The following is a 22059-nucleotide window of genomic DNA, read 5'->3' on the forward strand; positions in this document are numbered from 1 at the left end:
CCCCCTGCGAAGCGGGGGGAGGTTGGGAGGGGAGCTCGACGCTTGAACCTTCCCCTACCCGTCGAGGTCGTCCCAGCCCCGCCGCTCCCAGGCGCCGTCGATGAAGGCGGCGGCGCGGGACGAGCGCGGCAGGCCGCAGCAGGTCAGCACCGAGGGCGGAACCCGCCCGCCGCCGCGGCTCCACCACAGGCTGGCGCGGGGCGGCAGCGGGCCGACGCGCTCCTCGACCAAGGTGGCGACGGTGGGGTCGGCGCCGTTGGGCTCCGGGCGGCCCAGGATCGCCATGCGGGCGGGCAAAGCGTCCACGTCGGCCCCGGCGCGGCAGGCGTCGGCGGCGATGGATTCCGCGCGGGTGAACCAGTGCAGGCAGGCCACGGGCACCACCGCGAGGTCGGTGCCGTAGGGCAGCGTGCCGACGATGGTGAAGGGGTACTGCCGGCCCACCCGGTCGGCGCTGGGCATCATGATGCCGGCCAGCGGCGGCTCCCCGCACAGGCCGGGGGACAGGGCGAAACGCCAGACCGGGGCCGACTGGAACAGCCGCTCCCAGGGCGAGCCCAGCTGGCGCACCGCCGCGTCCAGAACCTCCGTCAGCCAGGCGTCCCAGGGAAGCAGCACGCCGCGCGGCAGGCCGTAGCCCACGAAATCACCGCGCGCCGGCACCTTCCCGTGGAAGCCCACCGCGAAACCGGGGCTCATCAGCCAGCCCCGCCGTTGTTGGGAGTGCGGGGCATCGGCGCGGTCGGCTGGCCCAGCACGTCGAGGACGCGCGACACCAGCGCCTCGTCCGGCGGCACCGGGGCGAAGCCGGCCTCGACCAGCGCCGCCAGATGGTCGCCGAGCGCCCGGCGCTCCGCCTCATGGGCGGTGCCGGGGAGCGTGCGTTGCCAGTCGGCGGCCAGCCATTCGGCCAGAACCGCCGGGTCCAGCGGCTCCCGCCCGCCGATCATGGCGTAGGCGCGCAGGCTCTGCCGCAGCAGGTCGGGCCGCGCCCAGCCGGTGCGCAGCTGCTCCTCCAGCCGGAGCACGATGCGCGACAGGAACACGCTGCGCAGCGCCCGCCGGTAGACGTCCTCGGCGGGCAGGCCGACGCGCTCCCCCTGCGACAGGCCGAAGCCGAGCAGGGACGCCCGCCGTTCCGCCCGCTCCGTCCAGCCGGCCGGCAGGGCGCGCAGCGCGTCGAGCGCCGGCAGGACGGCCAGGAAGTCGGAATCCTCCACCCGCGTCAGCGAGCGCGGCGGGGTGTCGAGGGCGCGCAGCCGCTCCTCCGCCACCGCCACGGCGGCCTCCGCCCGCGCCAGCAATGCCTCGTTGGCGCGGTGGCTGCTCAGCCCGGCCAGCCCGAGCAGCAGACCCGCCGCCGCCGTCCCGCCGAGCGCCCAGACGTGCCGCCGCCGCCGCGCCCGCTCCAGCGCGCGGTCCACCCCGACCATGTTGGCCTCGGGGAAGACCACCTCGGGCAGCAGGCGTTCCAGGAAGAAGGTCTGGGCCGGCGATTCCGCGGAGGCGCCGGGCTGGGTGGCGCTGGTCAGATAGATGCCGCGCAGCAGCGGCACCGCCTCGTCGGCCTCGGCGGTGAAGGCGGTGTCGACGAGGTCGGCCAAAGCCGCCTCGAAGCCCGCCATGCGCAGCGGGAAGGCGAAGGCGTCGCCGCGCCGCTGGATGTCCGGCTCCTGGTGCAGCCGTTCGGGCAGCCGCTCCTCCAGCCGGCGCAGCAGCGCCGCGTATTGCGCGTGGAAACTGGCCAGCGGGCCGGGCGGCGCGTCCTCCACCGGGAAGGTGATGCCCCAGATCTGGGCGCGCTCCGCCCGGTCCAGCGGGTCGAAATAGGTGGTGAAGCCGTCGACGAGGTCGGCCTTGGTGCACAGCAGATAGACCGGCACGCGGATGCCGAGATGGGCGCGCAGCTCGCCCAGCCTCTGGCGGATGGTGATGGCGTGGTTGTGCCGCTCCGCGTCGCTCCAGGAGGCGAGGTCGGTCAGGCTGATGGTCAGAAGCACGCCGTTCACCGGCTGGCGCGGGCGGTGCTCCTTCAACAGGTCGAGCAGGCCGGACCAGACGCGGCCGTCGATGGCCCGGCGGCTGTCCTGGGTGGTGTAGCGGCCCGCCGTGTCGATCAGCACCGCCTCGTCGGTGAACCACCAGTCGCAGTTGCGGGTGCCGCCGAGATTCTGCACCGGCATGCCGTCCAGCCCGCCGCCCAGCGCCGCGCCCAGCCGGGCGTTGGCCAGCGCCGTGGTCTTGCCCGAGCCGGGGGCGCCGATCACCAGGTACCAGGGAAGCTGGTAGAGGTACTGGCCGCCCCAGCGCGCGCCGAAGCGCTGCGTCTTCAGCCGGTCGATCACCGCGTCCAGCCGCTCGCGCACCGTGCCCAGCTCGTCCAGCGACGCCTTCAGCTCGGGGTCGCGCGACGCCGCCAACGCCTCGACAAAGCGGGCGTTGGCCGCACTCTGCCGGCCGTCCTCGTGCCGGTTCAGCGCGTACCACAGGCCGAGCAGGGCCAGCGCCGGCAGCAGGCGGGCGAGGCCGCCGAAGCCGAGCAGCGGCATCACCGCCCAGCCGAGCAGCCCGACCGACAGGGCGACCGCGAGCGTGGTCCACCAGCGCAGGCGCGGCGCCATCGCCGGATCGGCGCGGCGGGACCGGTTGCGGTTGCGGGAACGGGAGTCGGGGCGGGTGCGCGGGGACGCTTCGCTCATGGACCGCGGCCTATTCGGGGTAGAGGCGGACATCGACGCGCCGGTTGGCGCCCCGGTTGGCCGGCGTGGTGTTGGGGGCCAGCGGTTCGCGCTCGCCCCGCCCTTCGGCGGTCAGGCGCTCGGTGCCCAGCGTGCGCTCCAGGATCTTCAGCACGGCCACCGCCCGCGTCTCGGTCAGCGCCTCCGGCGTCGGCAGCCCGCCGCCGCGCGGCGTCTGGTCGTCGGTGTGGGCAACCACCACGACCCGCCCGGCCTCCGGACCCAGCGCCTGTCCGACGCGGTCGACCACGGCGCGGTAGCGGGCGCGGATCGCGTCGCTGCCGGTGGCGAACATGCCCGCCCCCTCGATGCGGATGACCAGCGCCCCGTCGTCGCCGGCCAGCACCGCCACCGCGCCGGAGCGGATCTCCGGCTGGAGCAGGGCGGTGACGCGGACGGCCAGCGCCGGCCCCGCGCTGGGCGGCGGCGGCGGGACGGCGCGGACCAGCTCCAGCGGCCGGTCAGGAAGCAGGGCGCCCAGCCGGGCCACCACCGCGTCGGCCCGCCCGCCCAGCGAGGCGGACAGGGTCAGGAACAGCCCGCCGAGCAACGTCGCCACCGCCACCGCGGCCAGCCAGGGCGGCAACACATGCCCCAGCGGGCGGAAACGTTCCGCAACGCCCCGCCATTGCGGCGACAGCGCGCGCTCCCGCTCGCCGCGCAGGCGGCGCAGCACGCGGAACAGCTCGTCCCGCAGATGGGCGAGGTCGTGGGCGCCGCGCGGCTTGTCGCGGAACTTGCCCTCGAAGCCCAGCGACAGGCAGGCGTAGAACAGCTCCAGCTCCAGCCGGTGCAGGCGCGGGTCGCTCAGCATGGTGTCGAGCAGGTCGAAGAAGCGGTCCGGCCCGCCGGCGCCGGGATCGACCACCACCGCCAGCCCCTCGCGCGCCCAGCGGCAGCGCGCCCCCCACGGGGTCGCCCGCACCACGTCGTCCAGCATGGTGCACAGGGCGAAGCGGGCGACGCGCACCTCCTCCGGCGGCACGCCGATGGCGGCGGCCTCCGCCTCGAAGCGGCGGACCTCGGCGAGGATGACGTCGCGCAGCCCCTCCGGGTTCTCATGCCCCGAGCGTTCGCGCAGCGACCCGGCGAGGTCGAGGAGCGGCCCGGCGGCGGCCAGCAGCGGGTTCAGCGCCCCGCGCAGCCGGGCCGGCTGGTCCGGCGGCGCCTCCGCCTTCGGGCGGTCCTCCGGGGCCACGGCGGGCCCCGCCGCGAGGAAGGCCGGGAGCGCGCGCGGCCCGCCGCCGGACTCGTCGGAAAACTCCCCGCCGTCCCGCAGACCCGCCCCGCCGCCGAAGCGTCCGTCCGATTCCATGCCCCCGCCGCCGCTCTGCTGTATGATGATCCGTGTGATGGGAAATCCCCCGCCGGAGGAGGTATAGCAGGCCCGGCCGGATGGGGAAATCGGAGGGTTTGATGCACATCGCGGAAGAGGTCCGCGGCGACGTGACGATCCTGCGCCCGGTGGGGCCGATCGACAGCGCCGCCGCCCCCCGGTTCGAGGCGCGGTTGAAGGCCGCCTTGGCCCCCGCCGCCCCGGACGAGCCCGCGAAGGCGCCGGTGGGCTTGGTGCTCGACCTGTCGGGGGTGACGCAACTGACCCCGGCGGGGCTGCGCTCGCTGCTGCTGGCGGTTCGCCAGGCACGGCCGGGCACGGGGAGCGCGGGCGGACGGAAGGGGGTGCGGATCGTTCTGGCGGCGGTGCCCGGCCCGATCCGCGGCGTGCTGGAGGAGGCCGGGCTGGCGGCGCTTCTGGAGAGTCACGGCGACCTCGACGCCGCCGTGCGCGCCGCCTCACAACACTGAACTAATCCATATTGCGAAGACTGGAATCATAGAGCTGCTGCGCCAGGATAGTCTTCAACAGGGCCTCGACGGTAACGCTCATGTAGCGCGCCTGCTGTTCCAGACGCCGATAGACGTCAAGCGGCAGATCAAGCGTCACGTTGACCCTGCTGGCGTGGGGAAACTCGGCCATATCCCCTCTCCATCTCTGTGAACCGCGTCGCGCGACGCCGGGCCACAGACGATAGGGCTCTCCCCCGGCGCGGTCCATGGCGCAGTCCGCGAAGCGCGCTGTGCGGTTGCGCCGGACCTCTCCCCCAAATTGGAGCCCGTCAGGCCGCGGCGCGCAGCGCCCCGTGGACCTCCGCCAGGATCTCATAGGAGCGCACCCGCGCCGCGTGGTCGTGGATGGCCGAGGCCACCATGATCTCGTCGGCCCCGGTTTCGGCCAGGAAGGCGTCGAGCCCGCGCCGCACCGTCTCCGCCGAGCCGACGAAGGAGCAGGACAGCATGTTCATCGCCTGCGCCTTCTCCAGCGGCGACCAGAAGCTCTCGATGTCGTCGATGGGCGGCGGCAATTGGCCGCGGGTGCCGCGGATCAGGCGGGCGAAGCTCTGCTGGGCGGAGGTGAAGAGCCGGCGCGCCTCGGCGTCGGTCCCGGCGGCGACGACGTTCACCCCGACCATGGCGTGGGGCCGATCGAGCTGCGCCGAGGGGGTGAAATTCTCCCGGTAGACCCGCAGCGCCCGCATCAACGCGTCCGGCGCGAAGTGCGAGGCGAAGGCGTAGGGCAGGCCGAAGGCGGCGGCGAGCTGCGCGCCGAACAGGCTGGAGCCGAGGATCCACAGCGGCACGTTCGACCCGGCGCCGGGCACCGCCTGCACCCGCTGGCCGGGCTGGACGGGGCCGAGCAGGGCCTGAAGCTCCAGCACGTCCTGCGGGAACTGCTCCGCCACCGAGGGGTCGCGGCGCAGGGCGCGCAGCGTCATCTGGTCGGTGCCGGGCGCCCGGCCCAGCCCGAGGTCGATGCGGCCGGGGAACAGCGCTTCCAGCGTGCCGAACTGCTCGGCGATGACCAGCGGCGAATGGTTGGGCAGCATGATGCCGCCGGCGCCGACGCGGATGGTCGCGGTGCCCGCCGCCACATGGCCGATAACCACGGAGGTCGCAGCGCTGGCGATGCCGGTCATGTTGTGGTGCTCGGCCAGCCAGTAGCGGCGGTAGCCCAGCCGCTCGGCGTGGTGGGCGAGGTCCAGCGTGTTGCGCAAGGCGTCGCCCGGCGTGCTGCCTTCCGGCACCGGGGCGAGGTCGAGGACGGAGAGGGGCGGGCGGGCGGTGTCGTTGGTCGGCATGACAAGGGTATCCAATGAAACGGGTAAGGTCGGGGGAGGTGCTGTTGCCCCCACCCCTGCCCTCCCCCGCTGACGCAGGGGAGGGAGAATCGAGTCCCCTCCCCTGCGAAGCGGGGGAGGGTTAGGGAGGGGGCAAGCGTCTGCTAGAACGCCGCCCCGCCCTCCACCCAATCCTGAACGGTTGTCGCCAGCGGCTGCCCCTCGGGCAGGAAGGCCAGCGAGACGGAGTTGATGCAGAAGCGCATGCCGGTCGGCGGCGGGCCGTCGGGGAAGACGTGGCCCTGGTGGCTGCCGCAGCGGGCGCACAAGGTCTCCACCCGCACCATGCCGTAGCTGTTGTCCTGCACCAGCTTCAGATGCGCGTTCTCATAGGGGGCGGTGAAGCTGGGCCAGCCGGTGCCGGATTCGAACTTCGTCCCGGACCGGAACAGCGGCAGGCCGCAGAGACGGCAGGCGTAGGTGCCCGGCTTCTTGTTGTCGAGCAGGCCGCCGCAGAAGGGCGCCTCCGTCCCGTGGCTCAACAGGACGTGCCGCTCCTCGTCCGACAGCCGCTCCACCAACGCCGAGCGCTGCTCCGGCGTCGGCGGCGTCAGGTCGAAGGGTCCGGCGGTCGGGGAACGGTCGGCGGGGGCGGACATCGGGCGGCTCCAGTGACGGGATGACGGTCCTAGGGGATATGGGCGAGTCGGTCGCGGATGACACCCGGCGTCAGGCTGCTATCTTCCCTGCACGGAACGAATGGAGGGAGAGACCAGCCATGACCGGAACGACCACCGGAAAGACCATTGGCGCAACCGGCGCCTGGACGCATCTGACGGCGTCCGACGGGCAGCGGCTGACCGCCTACGAAGCCCGGCCCGTCGGGCCGGAGAAGGGGCGGCTTCTGATCGTCCAGGAGATTTTCGGGATCAACAGCCACATCCGCCGCGTCTGCGACGGCTACGCCGCGGACGGCTACCACACGCTGGCCCCCGCCTTGTTCGACCGCGCGCAGCGCGGGGTGGAGCTGCCCTACGACGAGGCCGGCGTCCAGCGCGGCCGCGAGCTGATGGGTGCGGTCAGCGTCGATGATGCGCTGACCGACGTGGCGGCGGGCCTCGCCCATCTCGGCGGGGCGGAGGGGGCGGCCATCGCCGGCTATTGCTGGGGCGGCACCATCGCCTGGGCCGCCGCGTCGCGCCTGCCGGTCCGCGCCGCGGTCGCCTATTACGGCGGCGGCATCGGCAACCGGCTGGACGAGGCGCCGCGCGCGCCCGTGCTGCTGCATTTCGGCGAGACGGACCACGCCATCCCCCTGACGGTGGCCGAGGCGGTGCGCCAGCGCCATCCAACCGCCATCACCCACCTCTACCCGGCCGGCCACGGCTTCAACTGCGACGAGCGGGCCAGCTACGACGCGGCCAGCGCCGCCCTGGCCAAGCGGCGCACGCTGGGCCTGCTCCAAGCGGTGTTCTGAACCAAGCGATGTTCTGAAAAAGAAAAAGGCCCTTCCTCCATCGCGGGAGGAAGGGCCTTTTCTGTCAGTTCAGACGCTTCAGGTGGCGACGTCCGGCTTGGTGCGGCCGGTGTGGCGCTCGATGCCGGCCAGCTCCGCCGCCAGATCGGCCAGCGGCTTCAGCGCGACCGGGGCGTCCAGCCCATGCTCGCCGCCGACCGGCTCGTAGCGCTCGAAATAGACGCGCAGCGTGGCGCCCGACGTGCCGGTGCCGGACAGGCGGTAGACGATGCGCGAACCATCCTCGAACCCGACGCGCAGGCCCTGCCGCTCCGACCGGCTGCCGTCCACCGGGTCGGTGTAGGCGAACTCGTCCGCCGCCGCGACCGTGCGCCCGCCGAGAACCGTGCCGGCCAGCCCCGGCAGTGTCCCGCGCAGCTCGGCGATCAGAGCGTCGGCGGCCTCCTGCGGGATGGCCTCGTAATCGTGGCGGCCGTAATAGGTGCGCCCGTAGGTGCCCCAATGCTCGGCCATCAGCTCGGCCACCGACAGGCCGCGGGCGGCCAGCACGTTGAGCCACATCAGGACGGCCCACAGCCCGTCCTTCTCGCGCACATGGTCGGCGCCGGTGCCGAAGCTCTCCTCGCCGCACAGGTTGATGCGCCCGGCGTCGAGCAGCGTGCCGAAGAACTTCCAGCCCGTCGGCGTCTCGTAGCAGGAAATCCCCAGCTTCGCCGCCACGCGGTCCACCGCCCGGCTGGTCGGCATGGAGCGGGCGACACCCGCCAGACCGCCCTTGAAGGCCGGGACCTGGGTGGCGTTGGCCGCCAGCACGGCGAGGCTGTCGCTGGGCGAGACGAAGACGTTGCGGCCGAGGATCATGTTGCGGTCGCCGTCGCCGTCCGACGCGGCGCCGAAGTCCGGCGCGTCAGGCCCGAACAGCCGCCCGACCAGCTCCTCGGCGTGGGCGAGGTTCGGGTCGGGGTGATGCCCGCCGAAATCCTCCAGCGGCGTGCCGTTGATGACGGTGCCGGCGGGGGCGCCCAGCCGGCGCTCCAGAATCTCCGTGGCGTAGGGGCCGGTGACCGCGTGCATGGCGTCGAACACCATGCGGAAGCCCGACGCGAACAGCTTGCGGATCGCCGCCATGTCAAACAGCGATTCCATCAGCTCCGCGTAGTCGGCCACCGGGTCGATGACCTCCACCGCCATGCCGCCGAGCGCGGTCTCGCCGAGCCGGTCGAGATCGAGGTCCGGCGACTCCAGCGTCTTGTACGCGGCGATGGCCTTGGAGCGGGCGAAGAAGGCGTCGGTCATCGACTCCGGCGCCGGGCCGCCGTTGGCGGCGTTGAACTTGATGCCGAAATCGCCGTCCGGGCCGCCGGGGTTGTGGCTGGCCGACAGGATCACGCCGCCGATGGCGCCGCGCTTGCGGATGACGCAGGAGGCCGCCGGGGTGGACAGGATGCCGCCGCGCCCGACCACCGCGCGCGCGACGCCGTTGGCCGCGGCCATGCGCAGGATGGTCTGCACGGCGGTGCGGTTGTGGTACCGCCCGTCGCCGCCGATTACCAGCGTGGCGCCGGACAGGCCGTCGACGCAGTCGAAGATGGATTGGACGAAGTTTTCCAGATAGCGCGGCTGCTCAAAGACCTTCACGGCCTTGCGCAGCCCGGAGGTGCCGGGCTTCTGGCCGTCGAAGGGCGTGGTCGGACAGGTGACGGGAACCACTGGGCGTCCTCTCTTGGTCGTGTCGGGCCGGGGCGGCGCGCCGTCGCACCGCCACCCCGCCCCGCCACGATGCGCGGCTTTGCGCCGCCGTTCAACTGGGCCGAACGACACCTTACCTTCGGTAGGCCGACGCTTTACGCCTCTTCGACCGAGACGGCTTCCGGACCCTTGTCGCCCTGGCGGATGGAGATGCGGACGCGCTGGCCGTCGTTCAGCCCCTGCAGGCCGGAACGCTCCACCGCCTTGACGTGAACGAACACGTCCTGGCCGCCACCGTCCTGGGCGATGAAGCCAAAGCCCTTGGTGGCGTTGAACCACTTCACGGTGCCCTCGGTCTGGGTGGTCGGGCCGCCCGCCGCGCGGCGCGGGCCGCCGAAGCCGCCCCGATCGCCGCCCCGGTCGTTGAAGCCACGGTCGCCGCCGCGATCGTTGAAGCCACGGCTGTCGCCCCGGCCAGCGAACCCGCGGTCGCCGCCGCGATCCCCACCCCGGTCGTTGAAACCACGATTCCCGAAGCCGCGGTCGCCTCCACGGTCGTTGCGGTCGCCGAAGCCCCCTCGGTCGCCAAAGGAAGGGCGCGGGCCCTGGGCACGGGCCGGACGGGCCGGAGCAGCGGTGGAGGTGTCGACCGAATGCAGAGCGGAAACCTGGTTGCCCTTGCGTCCCTCGACGATGTCCACCACGACGGTGGCGCCATCCGGCAGGGACTCATGGCCGGCGGTGCCGACAATGGCCGCGGGGATCAGGGCGTCGGGCGACCCGTCCTCGAACTTGACGAAGCCGAAGCCGCGGGTCGGATCATACCACTTGACGGTGGCCTGAACCTGGGTGCCGAGGACGACGGGCTGGCGGTAGACGTGCTGGCGCGGGGGTTGACGGTGCATGAGACCCACTGAACTCCAAAAGGCGACTCGGCACCGACTTTCGGTACCGAGAGAAGACATCGCCTTTCCCCGCGCGAATCACAAGACCGCAGGCGCGCTGTTTCGCGCGCCCGCGGTCCTGGTGCCATTTTTCTCCCCGGCGGGCGGCTTCAGGCCAGCCGCTCGGGGTTGGGCGGCGGCTCCTCCGGCGGGACCGGAATGGCGTCCGGCGGCTCCTTGATCGGTGGCCGCGACGGGTCTCCGGGCATGTCCGGCATGCCGGGCGGCGGAACCGGCATGTCGGGAGTCGGCGGGGAAGGAGGAAGGGGACCGGCAACGCTCAGGTCGGCGGCCATCAGTTCAGCCATCATCCGCGTTGTCGCCATCAGCCGCCTCCGCCCATCGTGCCACCCGTCGCTCCCGGCGCGGCGCGGGTCAGGCCGCGCGCCTTGTCCAGCGATTCCATGCAAAGCTGCTCGTTGCCGTCCTTCGCGGCGGAGCGCGCGGCGGTCACCAGCGATTCGATCTGGGCGTTGCGCGCCGCCTGCCCCATCGACCCGCTCTCCATGGAGGAGCCGCTGTTCGGCGCGGCGTCGGGCCGCACCGCCGGGGCGGTCGGCATGGGGGCGCCGGTGCGCGGCGGCTCGATCACCGCCTGATCGCCCGAGGCCGGCGGCGCCACCACCCCGCCCGAGCGGGCGAGCTGGTCCGGCGTCGCGCCGGAACTGCCACTCGGCAAGGCCCCATCCCCCGCGGTGGAGCCGGAACTGCCCGGCGGCGTCGCGACCGGCGGCGGGCTGGCCGACAGGTTGTTCTCGGCGGCGAAGCGGTCGACCAGCGCGGCGCAGCTTCCCTGCGCCAGGGCGGGTCCGGCACCGCACAGCACGAGGCCGGCGGCGAGCAGTAGGCCCTGTGGGATCGGATGTCGTGCCATCGGTTGCCTCCCCATCAGCAATACCACCATCAACCGGCGTAGCGGCGTGCCGGTTCCGCCCGCCTTTTTCCCGCCAAGGACTCCATTGGGTGGTGCCGTTTCGCCCGCTCCTTCTGTTGAAGGCGCGACGGACAACGGCGGGGGAGAGGGGGTGCGATGGACGGCAACCGCGAAAGCCCGAGGCGCGAAGGCCCTGAGCGCGAAAGCCTGGAGCGCGAAAGCCCGAGGCGCGAAAGCCCGGGCCGCGAAGGCCGTGCGGATGTCTCGGCCGAAGCCGAGGCCTTCTACACGGAAAGCCTGAAGGTGTTGAAGGAGTCCGGCATTCCCTTCCTGCTGGGCGGCACCTACGCGCTCAGCGCCTACACCGGGATCACCCGGCCGACCAAGGACATCGACATCTTCTGCCGGGGCGGCGACTTCCCGCGCATCCTCGCCCATTTCCAGGACCGCGGCTTCGGCACGGAGATCGAGGACGAGCGCTGGATCGGCAAGGTCCTGCACGGCGACCTGTTCTTCGACGTGATCTTCAACTCCGCCGCCGCCATCAACCCGGTCAACGACCGCTGGTTCGAGGAGGATCACCGCGCGCTGGTCTGCGGCGCCGACGTGCAGCTGATCCCGCCGACGGAAATGGTCTTCTCCAAGGCCTTCGTGCAGATGCGGCACAAGTATGACGGCCCCGACGTCGCCCACATGATCCTGAAGCAGCACGCCCACATCGACTGGAAACGGCTGCTCGGCCACATGGAGCAGTATTGGGAGGTGCTGCTGATGCACGTCCTGAACTTCCGCTTCATCTACCCGACGGAGCGCGACCACATCCCCGCCTGGCTGTTGCAGGAGCTTCTGGACCGGCTGAACGAGCGCGCGAAGCTGCCGGTGCCGCAGACCCGCATCTGCCGGGGGCGGCTGTTCTCGCGCGAGGATTATCGGATCGACGTCACGGACTGGGGGTTCGCCGACGTCGTCGGCGAGGAAACCAAGCATGGCTGATGCAACATTGAAGGTCGCCGCCATCGGCGACATCCACGTGGGGGAAACCTCCACCCACCCCTACCGCGAGCTGTTCCAGGAGATCGCCGACCGGGCGGACGTCCTGGCGCTGGCCGGCGACCTGACCAACCACGGCAAGCCGCGCGAGGCCGAGGTGCTGGCCGAGGACCTGCGCGCCATCGGCATCCCGGTGGTCGCCGTGCTGGGCAACCACGACCACGAATGCGGCCATGTCGAGGAGATGCAGCGCATCCTGGAGCAGGCGGGCGTCCGCTTCCTCGACGGCAACCCGGTGGAGATCCGCGGCGTCGGCTTCGCCGGTGTGAAGGGGTTCGGCGGTGGGTTCGAGAACCGCATGCTCGACGCCTTCGGCGAACCGGCGATCAAGCAGTTCGTGCAGGAGTCGCTGAACGAGGCGATGCGGCTGGAAAGCGCGCTGCGCCAGCTGGAAACGGAACGGACGATGGTCGTCCTGCACTACGCCCCGATCGCCGAGACGGTGCGCGGCGAGCCGACGGAGATCTACCCGTTCCTCGGTTCCTCCCGTCTGGCGGAGACCATCGACCGCTTCCACGTCCAGGCGGTCGTCCATGGCCACGCCCACCATGGCAGCTACGCCGGCAAGACCCTGCGCGGCACGCCGGTCTACAACGTCGCCCAGACCATCGAGAAGGAGTCCGGGAGGCCCTACGCGCTGATCGAACTGTGACGGCCGCGGGGCGTCAGCCCGGCCGCCGCGCGCCGGCCCACAGCGTGCCCAGCCCGGCCGCGGCGATCAGCGCCCCGCCCAGCAGCACCGCGGGCGACGGGCTTTCGCCCCACCACAGGTAGCCGATGGCCGCCGAGGCGGCGATCCCCAGATAGTCGATGGGCGCCAGCACCACCGCCGGCGCCCGGCGGAAGGCGGCGGCGTTCAGCAGGATGGCCGCCCCTGCGGCGAGGCCCAGCAGCAGGAAGGCCGGCAGGTCGGCCGCATCGGGCATCCGGAAGCCGGTCAGCAGGGCCGCCGGGGCGGTCAGCAGGCACCCGGCCAGAACGAAGACCAGCCCGGTGGCCGCCGGCCCGTCGGCCTGGGCCGTCCGCCGGGTCGCCAGGATGCAGACCGCGTTCAGGAGGGCCATGGCCAGCATGGCGAGGCTCCATGGCTCCAGCCGCGTCGGCGGTGCGATCAGGAAGACCCCAGCCATGCCCAGCGCGACGCAGACGGCGGAGGCCGCCCCCGCCCGTTCCCCGATGGCCCGGCCGGACAGCAGAACGACGAACAGCGGGGCCGCGTAGGACAGGGCGACCAGATCGGCGAAGGGCAGATGCTGGGTCGCCGCGTAGAAGATCAGCGCCGCCCCGACGCCGCTCAGCGCCCGCACCGCGTGGCCGCCGGGCCGGGTGACGGACAGGGCGCGCCGCCCGGCCATCGCGACGGCCGCCGGCGCGACCACCGCCAGCGACAGCAGGAAGCGCAGGAACAGCACCTCCGCCGCGCCGTAGCGGGCGCCCAGCTCGCGCGCCAGCGCCCCGGCGGTCAGCACCAGGGCGAGCGAGGCCGCCATCAGCAGCGCCGCCCCCGCGACGCCGGACCGCCGCCCAGCGCCCTTACCGGCGGGAAGGCCAGCGGACAGGACGGTCCGCTCAGCGGGCGGACCGCTCAAGCGTCGCGCACTCCCTCAGGAACTCCTCGCGCAGCTCGCGCGACTCCAGCATCTCGCCGTGGAAGGAGCTGTTGACCATGCGGCTGTCATGGCCGGCGCGCACGCCGCGGTGGGTCTTGCACATGTGCACGGCGCTGACCCGCACGGCCAGCCCGCGGGGCCGCGTCGCCTCGACGATGAAGTTGCCGATCTGCTTGACCAACTCCTCCTGGATCTGGAAGCGGGCGGCGAAATGGTCGACGATCCGGTCGTACTTGGACAGGCCAAGGATGTTGCCGCCCTTGGCCGGCAGGATGCCGATGAAGGCGGTGCCGTAGATCGGCATCAGATGGTGCGCGCAGGTGGAACGCACGGCGATCGGGCCGGTGACGATCAGATGGTCGAAGTCCTCGGCGTTCCGGAATTCGGTCAGCTCGGGCGGCGCCGTGAAGCGGCCCTTCAGAAGCTCGCGCACCAGCATCTTGGCGACGCGGCGCGGCGTGTCGCGGGTGTTGTGGTCGTTGCGGTGGTCGATCCGCAGCACGTCGAGCAGCTCTTCGACCTTCCGCGCCGCGGCGTCGATCATGGCCGCCTCGCCCGCGGCGTCCAGCGGCGTGTCGAGCGCCTCGTTCGATCGGCGCGCCTCCATCGCCTCCTGCACGAGGGCGAGAACATTTGCCTGCACCGTCATAAAACCCGATCCCTTCCTTCTTCTTTCCATAGCCGGCGAGACTGACGCCGACCTGTCTTAAAGCTGGGCCTCATTGCTGGCTGGCCGGCTCCGGACGCGGCATCGGCCCGCCGACCCGTTCCGCCGGGAAATGGAGCGAGGCCCGGAGGCCGGCCCCCGCCTCGCCCTCCAGCAGCAGCCGGCCGCCATGCGCCTCCATCAGGCTCTTCACGATGCTGAGCCCCAGCCCCGATCCCTGGAACCGGCGGGTCGCGCCGTCCTCCGCCTGGTAGAACGGCTGGGCGGCCTTTTCAATCTGCTCGGGCGTCATGCCGATGCCCCGGTCCTGCACGGCGATGACGAAGCCGCCCTGCGGGTCCAGCCACGCCTGCACCTCGATCGCCGACGGGGCGGTGCTGAACTTCACCGCGTTGGACAGCAGGTTCAGCAGCATCTGCCGCACCGCCCGCTCGTCGGCCTGAAGCACCGGCCAAACCGCCCCCGCCGCCGTCCGGATCGTCCGGCCGCGCCCGGCCTGGGTGCCCAGCACCGTGGCGATGGCGGTGCCGACCACCTTGCGCGGGTCCACGGATTCGAAGGTCAGGTTGGCATGGCCCGATTCCATCTGGGCGACCGTCAGGATGTCGATGACCAGACTGAGCATATGGCGGGCGCTGCCCAGGATGTAGCCCGCATACTGGGCGTGTTCCCGGCGGGTGCCTTCCTTCGCGCTTCCCGGTGCGCCCCCGCCGGCAGGCCGGTCCTCGCCCTGGAGGCCGCCGTCGTCGCGGATCAGCTCCGAGAAGCCGATGATCGCGTTCAGCGGGGTGCGCAGCTCGTGGCTCATGGTCGCCAGGAAGCGGGTCTTGGCCTGGCTGGCCTCCTCCGCCTGGGCGATGGCCGTCTGCAGGGCGCCGGCCATGGCCTCCATCCGGTCGTGCGCGCGCCGGATGGTCCGGTTCTGGATCAGCAGCACGGTGATGAACAGGACGCCGCAGACCGCCAGACCGGCGGCCAGCATGGAGAACAGCCCATGCAGATAGAGCAGGTGGTCGTGCCCCTCGTCCACCAGCTCCCCGCCGAACTGGGAGGCGACGGAGGCGAAGGCGTTCAGCTCGCGGTCGACGGGTTCCAGCACCGCCAGGGCGGCAAGCGCCTTCTCCGCCGGCGGCAGCGGCCCGGCCAGGATCGTGCCGACGGTGTCCAGCGCCTGCTCCAGCCTCGCCACCGTGCGGCGATGCTGCGGGTAGCGGTCCATGAAGAGGGAGGCCTGCCCCCGCCCCAGCACGGCGATGCGGTTGCGCACGATGTCCAGGCGGAGCTGCACCTCCTCCGCATCAATGTTGGTTCCGGGAAGCGCGCTGGCCAGGATGCGCTGCTCCAGCCGCGTCACCTCGCCCACAGTCTGGCCGGCGGCCCAGGCGAAGTTGTAGGGGGCGGCCCCGCGCAGCGCTTCGCCGTAATTCACCACCAGCAGGGACAGATAGGCGGCGGCCAGACCGAATGCGCCGGTCAGGATGGCCAGCCAGAGACCCAGGCGGCGCGCGCGGTCCTCCGACGCCCAGCCCAGCAGGCGGGACAGCCGCGTGCTCCCGTTCGGCGCGGTCTCGGTCGGCGAACTCACGGAGGGTGCCTTCACTTTATGGTCAGCCGGGCGACCTGCCAGACCGAACGTCCGAAATATTTCTGCCGGTTGGCTTCCGGATCATGGTCGAAATCATAGACGATGAACAGCGGCCCCTTGTCGCTGACCGGCATGTAGGCTCCATCGCGCTTCAGCGCCAGGATCACCTTGCGGTTCCGCACGTCGTCCATGGGGATTTCGCCGGTGTAGTCGTTCAGCGCCGTCGCGGTCAGCGTTTCGCCGCGCGCCTCCAGACGCTCCATCAGGCGGGCCAGCGGCACCCCCTCGAAGGTCACCTTTCCCTTGTACCAGGGCGTGGCCGTGGTGAAGGACACCATGCCCAGCGCCTCCAGCATGGGACGGTCGAAGACCGCCTCGCCGCCCCGGTTGGTCACCCCGATCTGGCCCGAAACCACCAGGATCGGCTTTTCCGTCGGCTCCGGCAGCGTCTCGGCGCTCGCCACTCCGGCAAGTACAAACAACGTCAGAGCGACAAGACCGCAAACAACTCTACCCACCATTTCGGCTAACCGTCCGCTATTCGGCCATGCAACCTTTATCATGATTGCTTTCTACGAACCTTCCAACGAAAATTCTGTAAAAATCATCCTCTCAATTTTTACATACGGAAAGGTGTAGCAAAATTCGTTCATTTTTCTCTCCGGATGCGATCAGCCTGTAACGATCCGGCACCACCATTACCTCCGGCATTTCACACATCCCCAATGCACATCCCGACCGACGGAACACCCATGGACGCCTTGATTCCGATGCCCTCCGCCAATGCGCCGACAGTCGGTTACATCCTGGGAATCGGAACGAATCTCGACCCGGACCGGAACGCGGCGCTCATCGCCGCCCATCTGGCCGATGCCTTCGGCGGCGTGCTGGTCAGCCGCTTCTACCGCACCGCACCGGTCGGCATGGCGAGCGTCCATCCTTTCGTCAATTATTGCGCCTATGTGCCGAGCGCGCTGGATCCCGCCTGCTGCAAGGGGATGTGCGTGGGAATCGAGCTGGCGCTAGGCCGCGACCGCGACCATCCCGGCTGCAAGACGCGCGACCGGCCGGCCGACATCGACCTGATCGGGCGGGTCGGCCGCTCCTTCCCGGCGGACGGTCTGGCGGCCCTGTCCCCGGACCCCTATCTGACCGCCCCCTTCGCGGAGATCGCCGCGCTGCTCGCCGGCCGCCCGGTTCCGCCGCCGCGGGGCGAGCTGTGCGCCGCCGCCGTGCCGGGCTGCCGCGGCGGCTCGCCCCGGTTAGGCGAGGCGCCGGCCACCGTCCACCGCGACGACGGCGCCGGTCTGATAGTGGTTCTGCAGGATGGCCTCGACCGCCATGCCGATGGCCTCCACCCCGCCCTCCTCGCCGAGCAGCGTCTCTGACAGCACGCGGGCCCGCGCCTCGGGGCCGTGCCACTCCTTGAACAGGATCGGCCCCGGCTGGACGACGTTGACCTTCACCTTCGGCGCCAGCCGCTTGGCGAAGGACAAAGCGAGGTTCTGAAGCGCGGCCTTGCTGGCGCAGTAGGCGTCGAAGGCCGGGTTGGGGTTGTCGGCGTAGATGTCGGTGATGTGGACGATGTCGGCCCGCCGCGCCGACCCGGCGTCCAGCAGCGGCGCCAGCTCGCGGTTCAGCGCGAAGGGGGCGCGGACATGAACGGCGTGGAAGACGTCGAGCTGCCGCAGCGCGTCGCCGGTGTCCGCCGCCGTCATCTCGAAGGCCGAGGCGTTGTGGATCACCGCCCGCAGGCTGCCCGCCACGCCCCGCACCGCCCCGGCCAGCCGCGGCCCGCCGTCCGGATCGGCCAGATCGCCCGGCAGGCAGACCGCCCCGGCGGCGCGCAGCCGCTCCACGTCCCCGGTGAGGGTCCGGTAATGGGCGATGACCGGGTGTCCCAGCGCCATCATCCGCTCGGCCAGATGCAAACCGACGCGGCGGCCCGCGCCGGTGACGAGAACGGCGTCCTGCAACAGGGATGCGGTCATGGAAAAAACCTTCGGCAGGGAGCCGGCAGACGGACGGCGGAACCGCTCGCGGAAGGAGGTGGTGACCCCGGCTGGACTCGAACCAGCTGCCTACGGTTTAGGAAACCGTCGCTCTATCCAGATGAGCTACGGGGCCACGGCGCTGAACATAGCGGCTCCGCTACGACTTGCCAACCATCCGTCGCCCGCGCCGTCTCCGGGCCGCCTCCGGAGCCCGATCGGGGCGGCCGGCCGAAAAGGTCACCGCTGGCAGCGGCGCGGCGCATGGCGCGGCCGGCGAATCCGCTGGGCATGGGCACGCCGCTGCGTATACTGCGCCCATGGCACGCATGCTTTACCTGCGCGACATCGAGGTCGATGTGCACGTCCGCTGCCGCGCCTGCGGCCACGAGGGCGTGCTGCCGCGCGCGGACATGAACCGGCGCTTCGGCCCCAACTATCCGGTCCTGTCCATCGCCCCCCATTACCGCTGCTCGCGCTGCAATTCCCGCGACACCGAAAGCCGCCCGGCGCCCCCGCCCTTCTCGACGCCCGTGACGGCGACGTCCATGGTGGACGACGCCCCGTCCTTCGCCGGACCGCTGGCCGCCCTGCAAGGGCTGCTCGACGCGGTGCGGGGCCGTGGCGATGCGATGGACGAGCCGAAGGAGGACGCGGCCCCCGTGACCCGGGCGCCGGCCCCCGTGCCGGCCACCGCCCGGCCCGCCGCCGCGCTGGACCCGGATTTGGATCTGGAGTTGGAACGGCTGGCCGCGGACAGTGACGCCGCCCCCGAGTCGGGCCGTCGCCCCTTGTGGGAGCCGGTGTCGCTCGCCGACCTCGCCGGCCACGACGAAGATCGCGACGACGAAGATGGCGACGACGCGGCCGCCGCCGAGTGGGACGACGACGAGGATTGGAGCCCGCGCCGCTGGACACTCGCCGACCGGGACGAGAGCGGGGACGGGGACGGGGACGACGAAAATCGGGTCGAGACCGCGCCTCCGGCCACGATCCCTCGGGCAAGCCATCCGGCGGCCGCGGACGATCCGGACGACGACGCCTCCCGCTCCTTCGACCGCACCATCGCGGCGCTGCGCAGCATCCTGGACGGCCGCGGCGACGGCGCCCGCGCGGAGGAGGCCGCGCCTGCCCCAGCGCCGGCCTTTTCGATCCAGGACGCTGCCGGCGTCTCACAGGACGACGATGCCCTCGGCGAAGACCCCGACGACTCCGACGAGACGGAGCCGTCCAACGACGACATTCTGGGCTTCGCCATCCGCGATCCGGACAAGGCCCCGCCCCCCTGGGAGCGCCCCCGCGAGCGCGGCACCGCGCCCGCCGGCAGCGAACCGCTGGACCGCACCATCGCCGCCCTGCGCAGCATGGTCCAAAAGGCCGCCGCCGACCGCGACGAGGACGAGGGCAAGGACGACCGCGACGGCGGCGTGGTGACTCCGCTGTTCGGCCGGTCGCACAAGCCGGACGGCGATCTTGAGCGTGATGTTGAGGACGGCGACGGCCCGGAGGAGGACCGGAAGGCCGATGCCGACGACGCCTTCTGGAACGGCGAGGGCGCGGACGATGATGCGGACAGGGAAGGCGAGCCGGACGACGGCGCTCCGGTGCTGCGAAAGTCCGCTCAGGAACAGGACATGGAAGAGGCGTTGCGCGCCCTGCGCGCGCTCGTCGAGGCGGAAAGCGATCTGGACGACCCGCCCCACCCCGCCTGGAAAAGCGAAGCGCCCACCCGCCCCGACGCAAACGCCTTGCCCGGCTTCAAGCCGCTGCCGCGCCACGCGCCGGAAGCGGACGATGACGATGAGCCTCTGGACTTGGTTGAGCCGGTCCCCCTGAACGCGGCGGAAAAGCCCAAGCCCGACGCCGGACGGCGACCGGATGGCAACGAGTCCGGAAAGAAAGCCGCCAAGGACGACTCGGGCACGCTCGGCAAGACCCTGGCGGCGCTGCGCAACATGCTGGAACTGGACGGCAAGCAGGGGCGCTGACGCCCCGCTTGCCCGCCCCTTTGGATCAGCCGTTTTCCGCCAGGACCGTGCCCGCCAGATAAAGCGAGCCGCAGATCAGCAGGCGGGCCGGCCCATCGACCCGCCCCTTCAGATCCTCCAGGGCGCTGCCGACATCCGCCGCCGCCGCGCTGTCGGCTATGCCGCAGGCGCGGGTGGCCGCGGCGGTGTCCTCGGCCGTCAGCGACGCCTCCTCGCCGGGGATGGCGACGGTGCGGGCGGCGGTGACGAAGGGCGCCAGCGGTCCCAGGAACTCCCGCGGCTCCTTGCTCGCCAGCATGCCGTAGACCAGCAGCAGCGCCCGCTCCGGCTCCTTCTGCGCCCAGCGCGCGGCCTGGACGGCCAGCACCTCGCCCGCCGAGTCGTTGTGGCCGCCGTCCAGCCACAGCTCCCAGCCGGCGGGCAGAGCCTGGGCCAGGGGGCCGCGGGTCAGCCGTTGCAGGCGGGCGGGCCACTCCACGGCGGCGAGGCCGCGGCGCACCGCCGCGTCGTCGACCTCGACTGGCAGATGGTCCAGGCAGGCCAGCGCCACCCCGGCGTTGACGATCTGGTGCGCCCCGGCCAGCCCCGGCAGCGGCAGGTCGATGCGGCGGCGAGAACTCTCGAAGCGGAAGCCGCCCTCGGTCGGGGTGACCGACCAGCCATGGACCGGCGCCCCCACCGTCTCGGCGCGGATGGCCAGGGTGCGGGCGGCCTCCTCCGCGGGCTGCGGGAAGATCACGGCGGGGACGCCCGGCTTGAAGATGCCGGCCTTCTCGCCCGCGATGGCCTCCAGCGTGTCGCCGAGGAACTGGCGGTGGTCGTAGGAGATGCGCGTGATCGCGGTGACCGCCGGGCGGTCCACCACGTTGGTGGCGTCCAGCCGCCCGCCCAGCCCGGTCTCAAGAAGCACCACGTCCGCCGGCACCCGCGCGAAGGCGAGCAGGGCGGCGACCGTCGTCACCTCGAAGAAGGTGATCGGCCCGCCGCCGTTGGCAACCTCGCACTCCTCCAGCAGGGCGGCCAGCCGGTCGTCGTCGATCAGCGTGCCGGCCAGCCGGATGCGCTCGTGGAAGCGCACGAGGTGGGGCGAGGTGTAGACATGCACCCGCAGCCCCGCGGCCTCCAGCATCGCCCGCAGGAAGGCGAGCGTGGAGCCCTTGCCGTTGGTGCCCGCCACATGGACCACCGGCGGCAGGCGCCGCTCCGGATGGTCCAGCGCGGCGAGCAGCCGGTGCACGCGGTCCAGCGACAGGTCGATGACCTTGGGGTGCAGACCCTTCAGCCGGTCGAGAACCGGATCGGCGAGCGACTCAGCGAGCGGCATGGCGGGATCAGGCCGGCTGCTCGGAGCCGGTCCTCTCGGCGCCCGCCTGGGCCGGCGTCTCGTCGGCGGCCTCGGCCTGGCTGCGCGGCTCCTCCGTCTGGACGGCGGCCGGCAGGGCCGGCAGCGCCTCCGGCGCCACGGCCAGGACCGGCTGCATCAGCAGGGTCAGGACGCGCGACAGGGTCGGGCGCAGGTCGCGGCGATGGACGACCATGTCCACCATGCCGTGCTCCTGCAGGTACTCGGAGCGCTGGAAGCCCTCCGGCAGGGTCTCGCGGATCGTGCTCTCGATCACGCGGGCGCCGGCGAAGCCGATCTGCGCGCCCTTCTCGGCGATGTGGATGTCGCCGATCATCGCGAAGGAGGCGGTGACGCCGCCGGTCGTCGGGTCGGTCAGCACCACGATGTAGGGCAGGCCGGCTTCCTTGACCATCTCCACCGCGATGGTGGTGCGCGGCATCTGCATCAGCGACAGGATGCCTTCCTGCATGCGCGCCCCGCCCGAGGCCGGGACGACGATCAGCGCCGCCTTCTGGGCGATGGCGGTGCGGGCGGCGGCCAGGATGCCCTCGCCCACCGCGATCCCCATCGAGCCGCCCATGAAGCCGAAGTCGAAGGCCGCGACGACCGCCGGCTGCCCGCCGATCAGACCGGAGCCGACGACGATGGCGTCATGGCGGCCCGTCTTGGTCTGGGCTTCCTTCAGGCGGTCGGTGTAGCGCTTCTGGTCGCGGAACTTCAGCGGATCGACCACCGACTTGGGCAGCTCGACCGACTGGTAGTCGCCCTCGTCGAACATCGAGGCCAGCCGCTTGATCGGGTCCAGCCGCATGTGGAAGCCGCAATGCTGGCAGACGTTGAGGTTCTCCTCCAGATCGCGGTGGAAGAGCATCGCCTCGCAGCTCGGGCACTTGTGCCAGAGGTTGTCGGGAACCTCCTTGCGGGCATAGAGGGCGCGGATCTTGGGACGGACGTAGTTGGTAAGCCAGTTCATCGAATTCTTCCT

At 71.8% G+C, this 22059-nt stretch carries 22 protein-coding genes, 1 tRNA gene and 1 pseudogene; 6 read left to right on the plus strand and 18 right to left on the minus strand.

The window, feature by feature from the left end:
- Positions 1 to 54 precede the first annotated feature (54 nt).
- From tagF to icmH, 3 genes are read right to left on the minus strand one after another with little or no spacing between them, the layout of a single operon-like run.
- Positions 55 to 699, minus strand: coding sequence for a type VI secretion system-associated protein TagF (gene tagF / locus FHW79_RS01635; RefSeq protein WP_183177368.1), 645 nt, complete (start codon positions 697 to 699; stop codon positions 55 to 57).
- The gene (gene tssM / locus FHW79_RS01640) at positions 699 to 2699 is read right to left on the minus strand and encodes a type VI secretion system membrane subunit TssM (RefSeq protein WP_247884118.1); all 2001 of its coding nucleotides are present in this window, start codon (positions 2697 to 2699) and stop codon (positions 699 to 701) included. The genes tagF and tssM overlap by 1 nt, the downstream gene beginning before the upstream one ends.
- A 10-nt stretch (positions 2700 to 2709) precedes the next feature.
- Positions 2710 to 4053 carry a type IVB secretion system protein IcmH/DotU gene (icmH, locus tag FHW79_RS01645; RefSeq protein WP_183177370.1) on the minus strand — a complete coding sequence of 448 codons (1344 nt, stop codon included), beginning with the start codon at positions 4051 to 4053 and terminating at the stop codon, positions 2710 to 2712.
- A 101-nt stretch (positions 4054 to 4154) separates the two neighbouring features.
- On the opposite strand from icmH, the gene FHW79_RS01650 reads away from it, so the two are divergent.
- Positions 4155 to 4544, plus strand: a complete 390-nt coding sequence (locus FHW79_RS01650) for an STAS domain-containing protein (protein ID WP_183177371.1) — start codon at positions 4155 to 4157, stop codon at positions 4542 to 4544.
- Position 4545: 1 nt separating this feature from the next.
- On the opposite strand, the gene FHW79_RS01655 is transcribed toward FHW79_RS01650, so the two are convergent.
- From FHW79_RS01655 to msrB, 3 genes are all read right to left on the minus strand, one after another.
- Positions 4546 to 4716, minus strand: coding sequence for a hypothetical protein (locus tag FHW79_RS01655; protein ID WP_014239127.1), 171 nt, complete (start codon positions 4714 to 4716; stop codon positions 4546 to 4548).
- Positions 4717 to 4855: 139 nt separating this feature from the next.
- Positions 4856 to 5875 carry an LLM class flavin-dependent oxidoreductase gene (locus FHW79_RS01660; protein ID WP_183177372.1) on the minus strand — a complete coding sequence of 340 codons (1020 nt, stop codon included), beginning with the start codon at positions 5873 to 5875 and terminating at the stop codon, positions 4856 to 4858.
- 143 nt (positions 5876 to 6018) lie between these two features.
- Entirely contained in the window at positions 6019 to 6513 is a 495-nt protein-coding gene (msrB, locus tag FHW79_RS01665; protein ID WP_183177373.1) for a peptide-methionine (R)-S-oxide reductase MsrB, read from the minus strand.
- Positions 6514 to 6632: 119 nt separating this feature from the next.
- Here msrB and FHW79_RS01670 point away from each other — a divergent pair, with 119 nt between their 5' ends.
- Positions 6633 to 7331: a dienelactone hydrolase family protein gene (locus FHW79_RS01670; RefSeq protein WP_183177374.1), complete on the plus strand. Its 699-nt coding sequence runs from the start codon at positions 6633 to 6635 to the stop codon at positions 7329 to 7331.
- 78 nt (positions 7332 to 7409) lie between these two features.
- On the opposite strand, the gene FHW79_RS01675 is transcribed toward FHW79_RS01670, so the two are convergent.
- From FHW79_RS01675 to FHW79_RS01690, 4 genes are all read right to left on the minus strand, one after another.
- Positions 7410 to 9041 (minus strand): alpha-D-glucose phosphate-specific phosphoglucomutase, encoded by a 1632-nt coding sequence (locus FHW79_RS01675; RefSeq protein ID WP_183177375.1) that lies wholly within the window; start codon positions 9039 to 9041, stop codon positions 7410 to 7412.
- A 134-nt stretch (positions 9042 to 9175) separates the two neighbouring features.
- Entirely contained in the window at positions 9176 to 9925 is a 750-nt protein-coding gene (locus tag FHW79_RS01680) for a cold-shock protein (protein ID WP_183177376.1), read from the minus strand.
- 149 nt (positions 9926 to 10074) lie between these two features.
- Complete coding sequence (locus FHW79_RS01685; RefSeq protein ID WP_114861414.1) at positions 10075 to 10290, minus strand: hypothetical protein; 216 nt, start codon at positions 10288 to 10290, stop codon at positions 10075 to 10077.
- A complete protein-coding gene (locus tag FHW79_RS01690) occupies positions 10290 to 10838 on the minus strand; it encodes a hypothetical protein (RefSeq protein ID WP_183177377.1) in 549 nt (182 codons plus the stop codon). The genes FHW79_RS01685 and FHW79_RS01690 overlap by 1 nt, the downstream gene beginning before the upstream one ends.
- Before the next feature lie 156 nt (positions 10839 to 10994).
- Between FHW79_RS01690 and FHW79_RS01695 the strand changes: the two genes are divergently transcribed.
- Both FHW79_RS01695 and FHW79_RS01700 read left to right on the plus strand, forming a co-directional pair.
- Positions 10995 to 11831: a nucleotidyltransferase family protein gene (locus FHW79_RS01695; protein ID WP_247884119.1), complete on the plus strand. Its 837-nt coding sequence runs from the start codon at positions 10995 to 10997 to the stop codon at positions 11829 to 11831.
- On the plus strand, positions 11824 to 12540 hold the full coding sequence (locus FHW79_RS01700; protein WP_183177378.1) for a metallophosphoesterase: 717 nt from the start codon (positions 11824 to 11826) through the stop codon (positions 12538 to 12540). The genes FHW79_RS01695 and FHW79_RS01700 overlap by 8 nt, the downstream gene beginning before the upstream one ends.
- A gap of 13 nt (positions 12541 to 12553) precedes the next feature.
- Here the strand turns inward: FHW79_RS01700 and FHW79_RS01705 are convergent, their stop codons facing one another.
- From FHW79_RS01705 to FHW79_RS01720, 4 genes are all read right to left on the minus strand, one after another.
- Positions 12554 to 13477 carry a DMT family transporter gene (locus FHW79_RS01705; RefSeq protein ID WP_183177379.1) on the minus strand — a complete coding sequence of 308 codons (924 nt, stop codon included), beginning with the start codon at positions 13475 to 13477 and terminating at the stop codon, positions 12554 to 12556.
- Entirely contained in the window at positions 13458 to 14147 is a 690-nt protein-coding gene (locus FHW79_RS01710) for a GTP cyclohydrolase I (RefSeq protein ID WP_183177380.1), read from the minus strand. The genes FHW79_RS01705 and FHW79_RS01710 overlap by 20 nt, the downstream gene beginning before the upstream one ends.
- Before the next feature lie 70 nt (positions 14148 to 14217).
- Complete coding sequence (locus FHW79_RS33480) at positions 14218 to 15750, minus strand: HAMP domain-containing sensor histidine kinase (protein WP_183177381.1); 1533 nt, start codon at positions 15748 to 15750, stop codon at positions 14218 to 14220.
- 11 nt (positions 15751 to 15761) lie between these two features.
- Complete coding sequence (locus tag FHW79_RS01720) at positions 15762 to 16214, minus strand: molybdopterin-dependent oxidoreductase (protein WP_348984019.1); 453 nt, start codon at positions 16212 to 16214, stop codon at positions 15762 to 15764.
- A gap of 306 nt (positions 16215 to 16520) precedes the next feature.
- On the opposite strand from FHW79_RS01720, the pseudogene FHW79_RS32470 reads away from it, so the two are divergent.
- Positions 16521 to 16829, plus strand: a pseudogene (locus FHW79_RS32470) (2-amino-4-hydroxy-6-hydroxymethyldihydropteridine diphosphokinase); the annotation flags it as partial.
- Between the two features lie 183 nt (positions 16830 to 17012).
- Here the strand turns inward: FHW79_RS32470 and FHW79_RS01725 are convergent.
- Complete coding sequence (locus tag FHW79_RS01725) at positions 17013 to 17741, minus strand: SDR family oxidoreductase (RefSeq protein WP_183177383.1); 729 nt, start codon at positions 17739 to 17741, stop codon at positions 17013 to 17015.
- 59 nt (positions 17742 to 17800) lie between these two features.
- A tRNA-Arg gene (locus tag FHW79_RS01730) sits at positions 17801 to 17877 on the minus strand.
- Between the two features lie 184 nt (positions 17878 to 18061).
- Between FHW79_RS01730 and FHW79_RS01735 the strand changes: the two genes are divergently transcribed.
- Positions 18062 to 19729 (plus strand): hypothetical protein, encoded by a 1668-nt coding sequence (locus FHW79_RS01735; RefSeq protein ID WP_183177384.1) that lies wholly within the window; start codon positions 18062 to 18064, stop codon positions 19727 to 19729.
- A gap of 25 nt (positions 19730 to 19754) precedes the next feature.
- Here FHW79_RS01735 and FHW79_RS01740 read toward each other — a convergent pair whose 3' ends face one another.
- Both FHW79_RS01740 and accD read right to left on the minus strand, forming a co-directional pair.
- Positions 19755 to 21053: a folylpolyglutamate synthase/dihydrofolate synthase family protein gene (locus FHW79_RS01740; RefSeq protein WP_183177385.1), complete on the minus strand. Its 1299-nt coding sequence runs from the start codon at positions 21051 to 21053 to the stop codon at positions 19755 to 19757.
- Between the two features lie 7 nt (positions 21054 to 21060).
- Positions 21061 to 22047: an acetyl-CoA carboxylase, carboxyltransferase subunit beta gene (accD, locus tag FHW79_RS01745; protein WP_183177386.1), complete on the minus strand. Its 987-nt coding sequence runs from the start codon at positions 22045 to 22047 to the stop codon at positions 21061 to 21063.
- Positions 22048 to 22059 lie beyond the last annotated feature (12 nt).

Source organism: Azospirillum sp. OGB3, from assembly GCF_014192915.1.
Classification (GTDB): domain Bacteria; phylum Pseudomonadota; class Alphaproteobacteria; order Azospirillales; family Azospirillaceae; genus Azospirillum.

What these genes read in the sequence shown, in the direction of transcription:
- tagF (WP_183177368.1), bottom strand. Translation starts at nt 699, where the DNA reads ATGAGCCCCGGTTTCGCGGTGGGCTTCCACGGGAAGGTGCCGGCGCGC.
- tssM (WP_247884118.1), bottom strand. Translation starts at nt 2,699, where the DNA reads ATGAGCGAAGCGTCCCCGCGCACCCGCCCCGACTCCCGTTCCCGCAAC.
- icmH (WP_183177370.1), bottom strand. Translation starts at nt 4,053, where the DNA reads ATGGAATCGGACGGACGCTTCGGCGGCGGGGCGGGTCTGCGGGACGGC.
- FHW79_RS01650 (WP_183177371.1), top strand. Translation starts at nt 4,155, where the DNA reads ATGCACATCGCGGAAGAGGTCCGCGGCGACGTGACGATCCTGCGCCCG.
- FHW79_RS01655 (WP_014239127.1), bottom strand. Translation starts at nt 4,716, where the DNA reads ATGGCCGAGTTTCCCCACGCCAGCAGGGTCAACGTGACGCTTGATCTG.
- FHW79_RS01660 (WP_183177372.1), bottom strand. Translation starts at nt 5,875, where the DNA reads ATGCCGACCAACGACACCGCCCGCCCGCCCCTCTCCGTCCTCGACCTC.
- msrB (WP_183177373.1), bottom strand. Translation starts at nt 6,513, where the DNA reads ATGTCCGCCCCCGCCGACCGTTCCCCGACCGCCGGACCCTTCGACCTG.
- FHW79_RS01670 (WP_183177374.1), top strand. Translation starts at nt 6,633, where the DNA reads ATGACCGGAACGACCACCGGAAAGACCATTGGCGCAACCGGCGCCTGG.
- FHW79_RS01680 (WP_183177376.1), bottom strand. Translation starts at nt 9,925, where the DNA reads ATGCACCGTCAACCCCCGCGCCAGCACGTCTACCGCCAGCCCGTCGTC.
- FHW79_RS01685 (WP_114861414.1), bottom strand. Translation starts at nt 10,290, where the DNA reads ATGGCGACAACGCGGATGATGGCTGAACTGATGGCCGCCGACCTGAGC.
- FHW79_RS01690 (WP_183177377.1), bottom strand. Translation starts at nt 10,838, where the DNA reads ATGGCACGACATCCGATCCCACAGGGCCTACTGCTCGCCGCCGGCCTC.
- FHW79_RS01695 (WP_247884119.1), top strand. Translation starts at nt 10,995, where the DNA reads ATGGACGGCAACCGCGAAAGCCCGAGGCGCGAAGGCCCTGAGCGCGAA.
- FHW79_RS01700 (WP_183177378.1), top strand. Translation starts at nt 11,824, where the DNA reads ATGGCTGATGCAACATTGAAGGTCGCCGCCATCGGCGACATCCACGTG.
- FHW79_RS01710 (WP_183177380.1), bottom strand. Translation starts at nt 14,147, where the DNA reads ATGACGGTGCAGGCAAATGTTCTCGCCCTCGTGCAGGAGGCGATGGAG.
- FHW79_RS01725 (WP_183177383.1), bottom strand. Translation starts at nt 17,741, where the DNA reads ATGACCGCATCCCTGTTGCAGGACGCCGTTCTCGTCACCGGCGCGGGC.
- FHW79_RS01735 (WP_183177384.1), top strand. Translation starts at nt 18,062, where the DNA reads ATGGCACGCATGCTTTACCTGCGCGACATCGAGGTCGATGTGCACGTC.
- FHW79_RS01740 (WP_183177385.1), bottom strand. Translation starts at nt 21,053, where the DNA reads ATGCCGCTCGCTGAGTCGCTCGCCGATCCGGTTCTCGACCGGCTGAAG.
- accD (WP_183177386.1), bottom strand. Translation starts at nt 22,047, where the DNA reads ATGAACTGGCTTACCAACTACGTCCGTCCCAAGATCCGCGCCCTCTAT.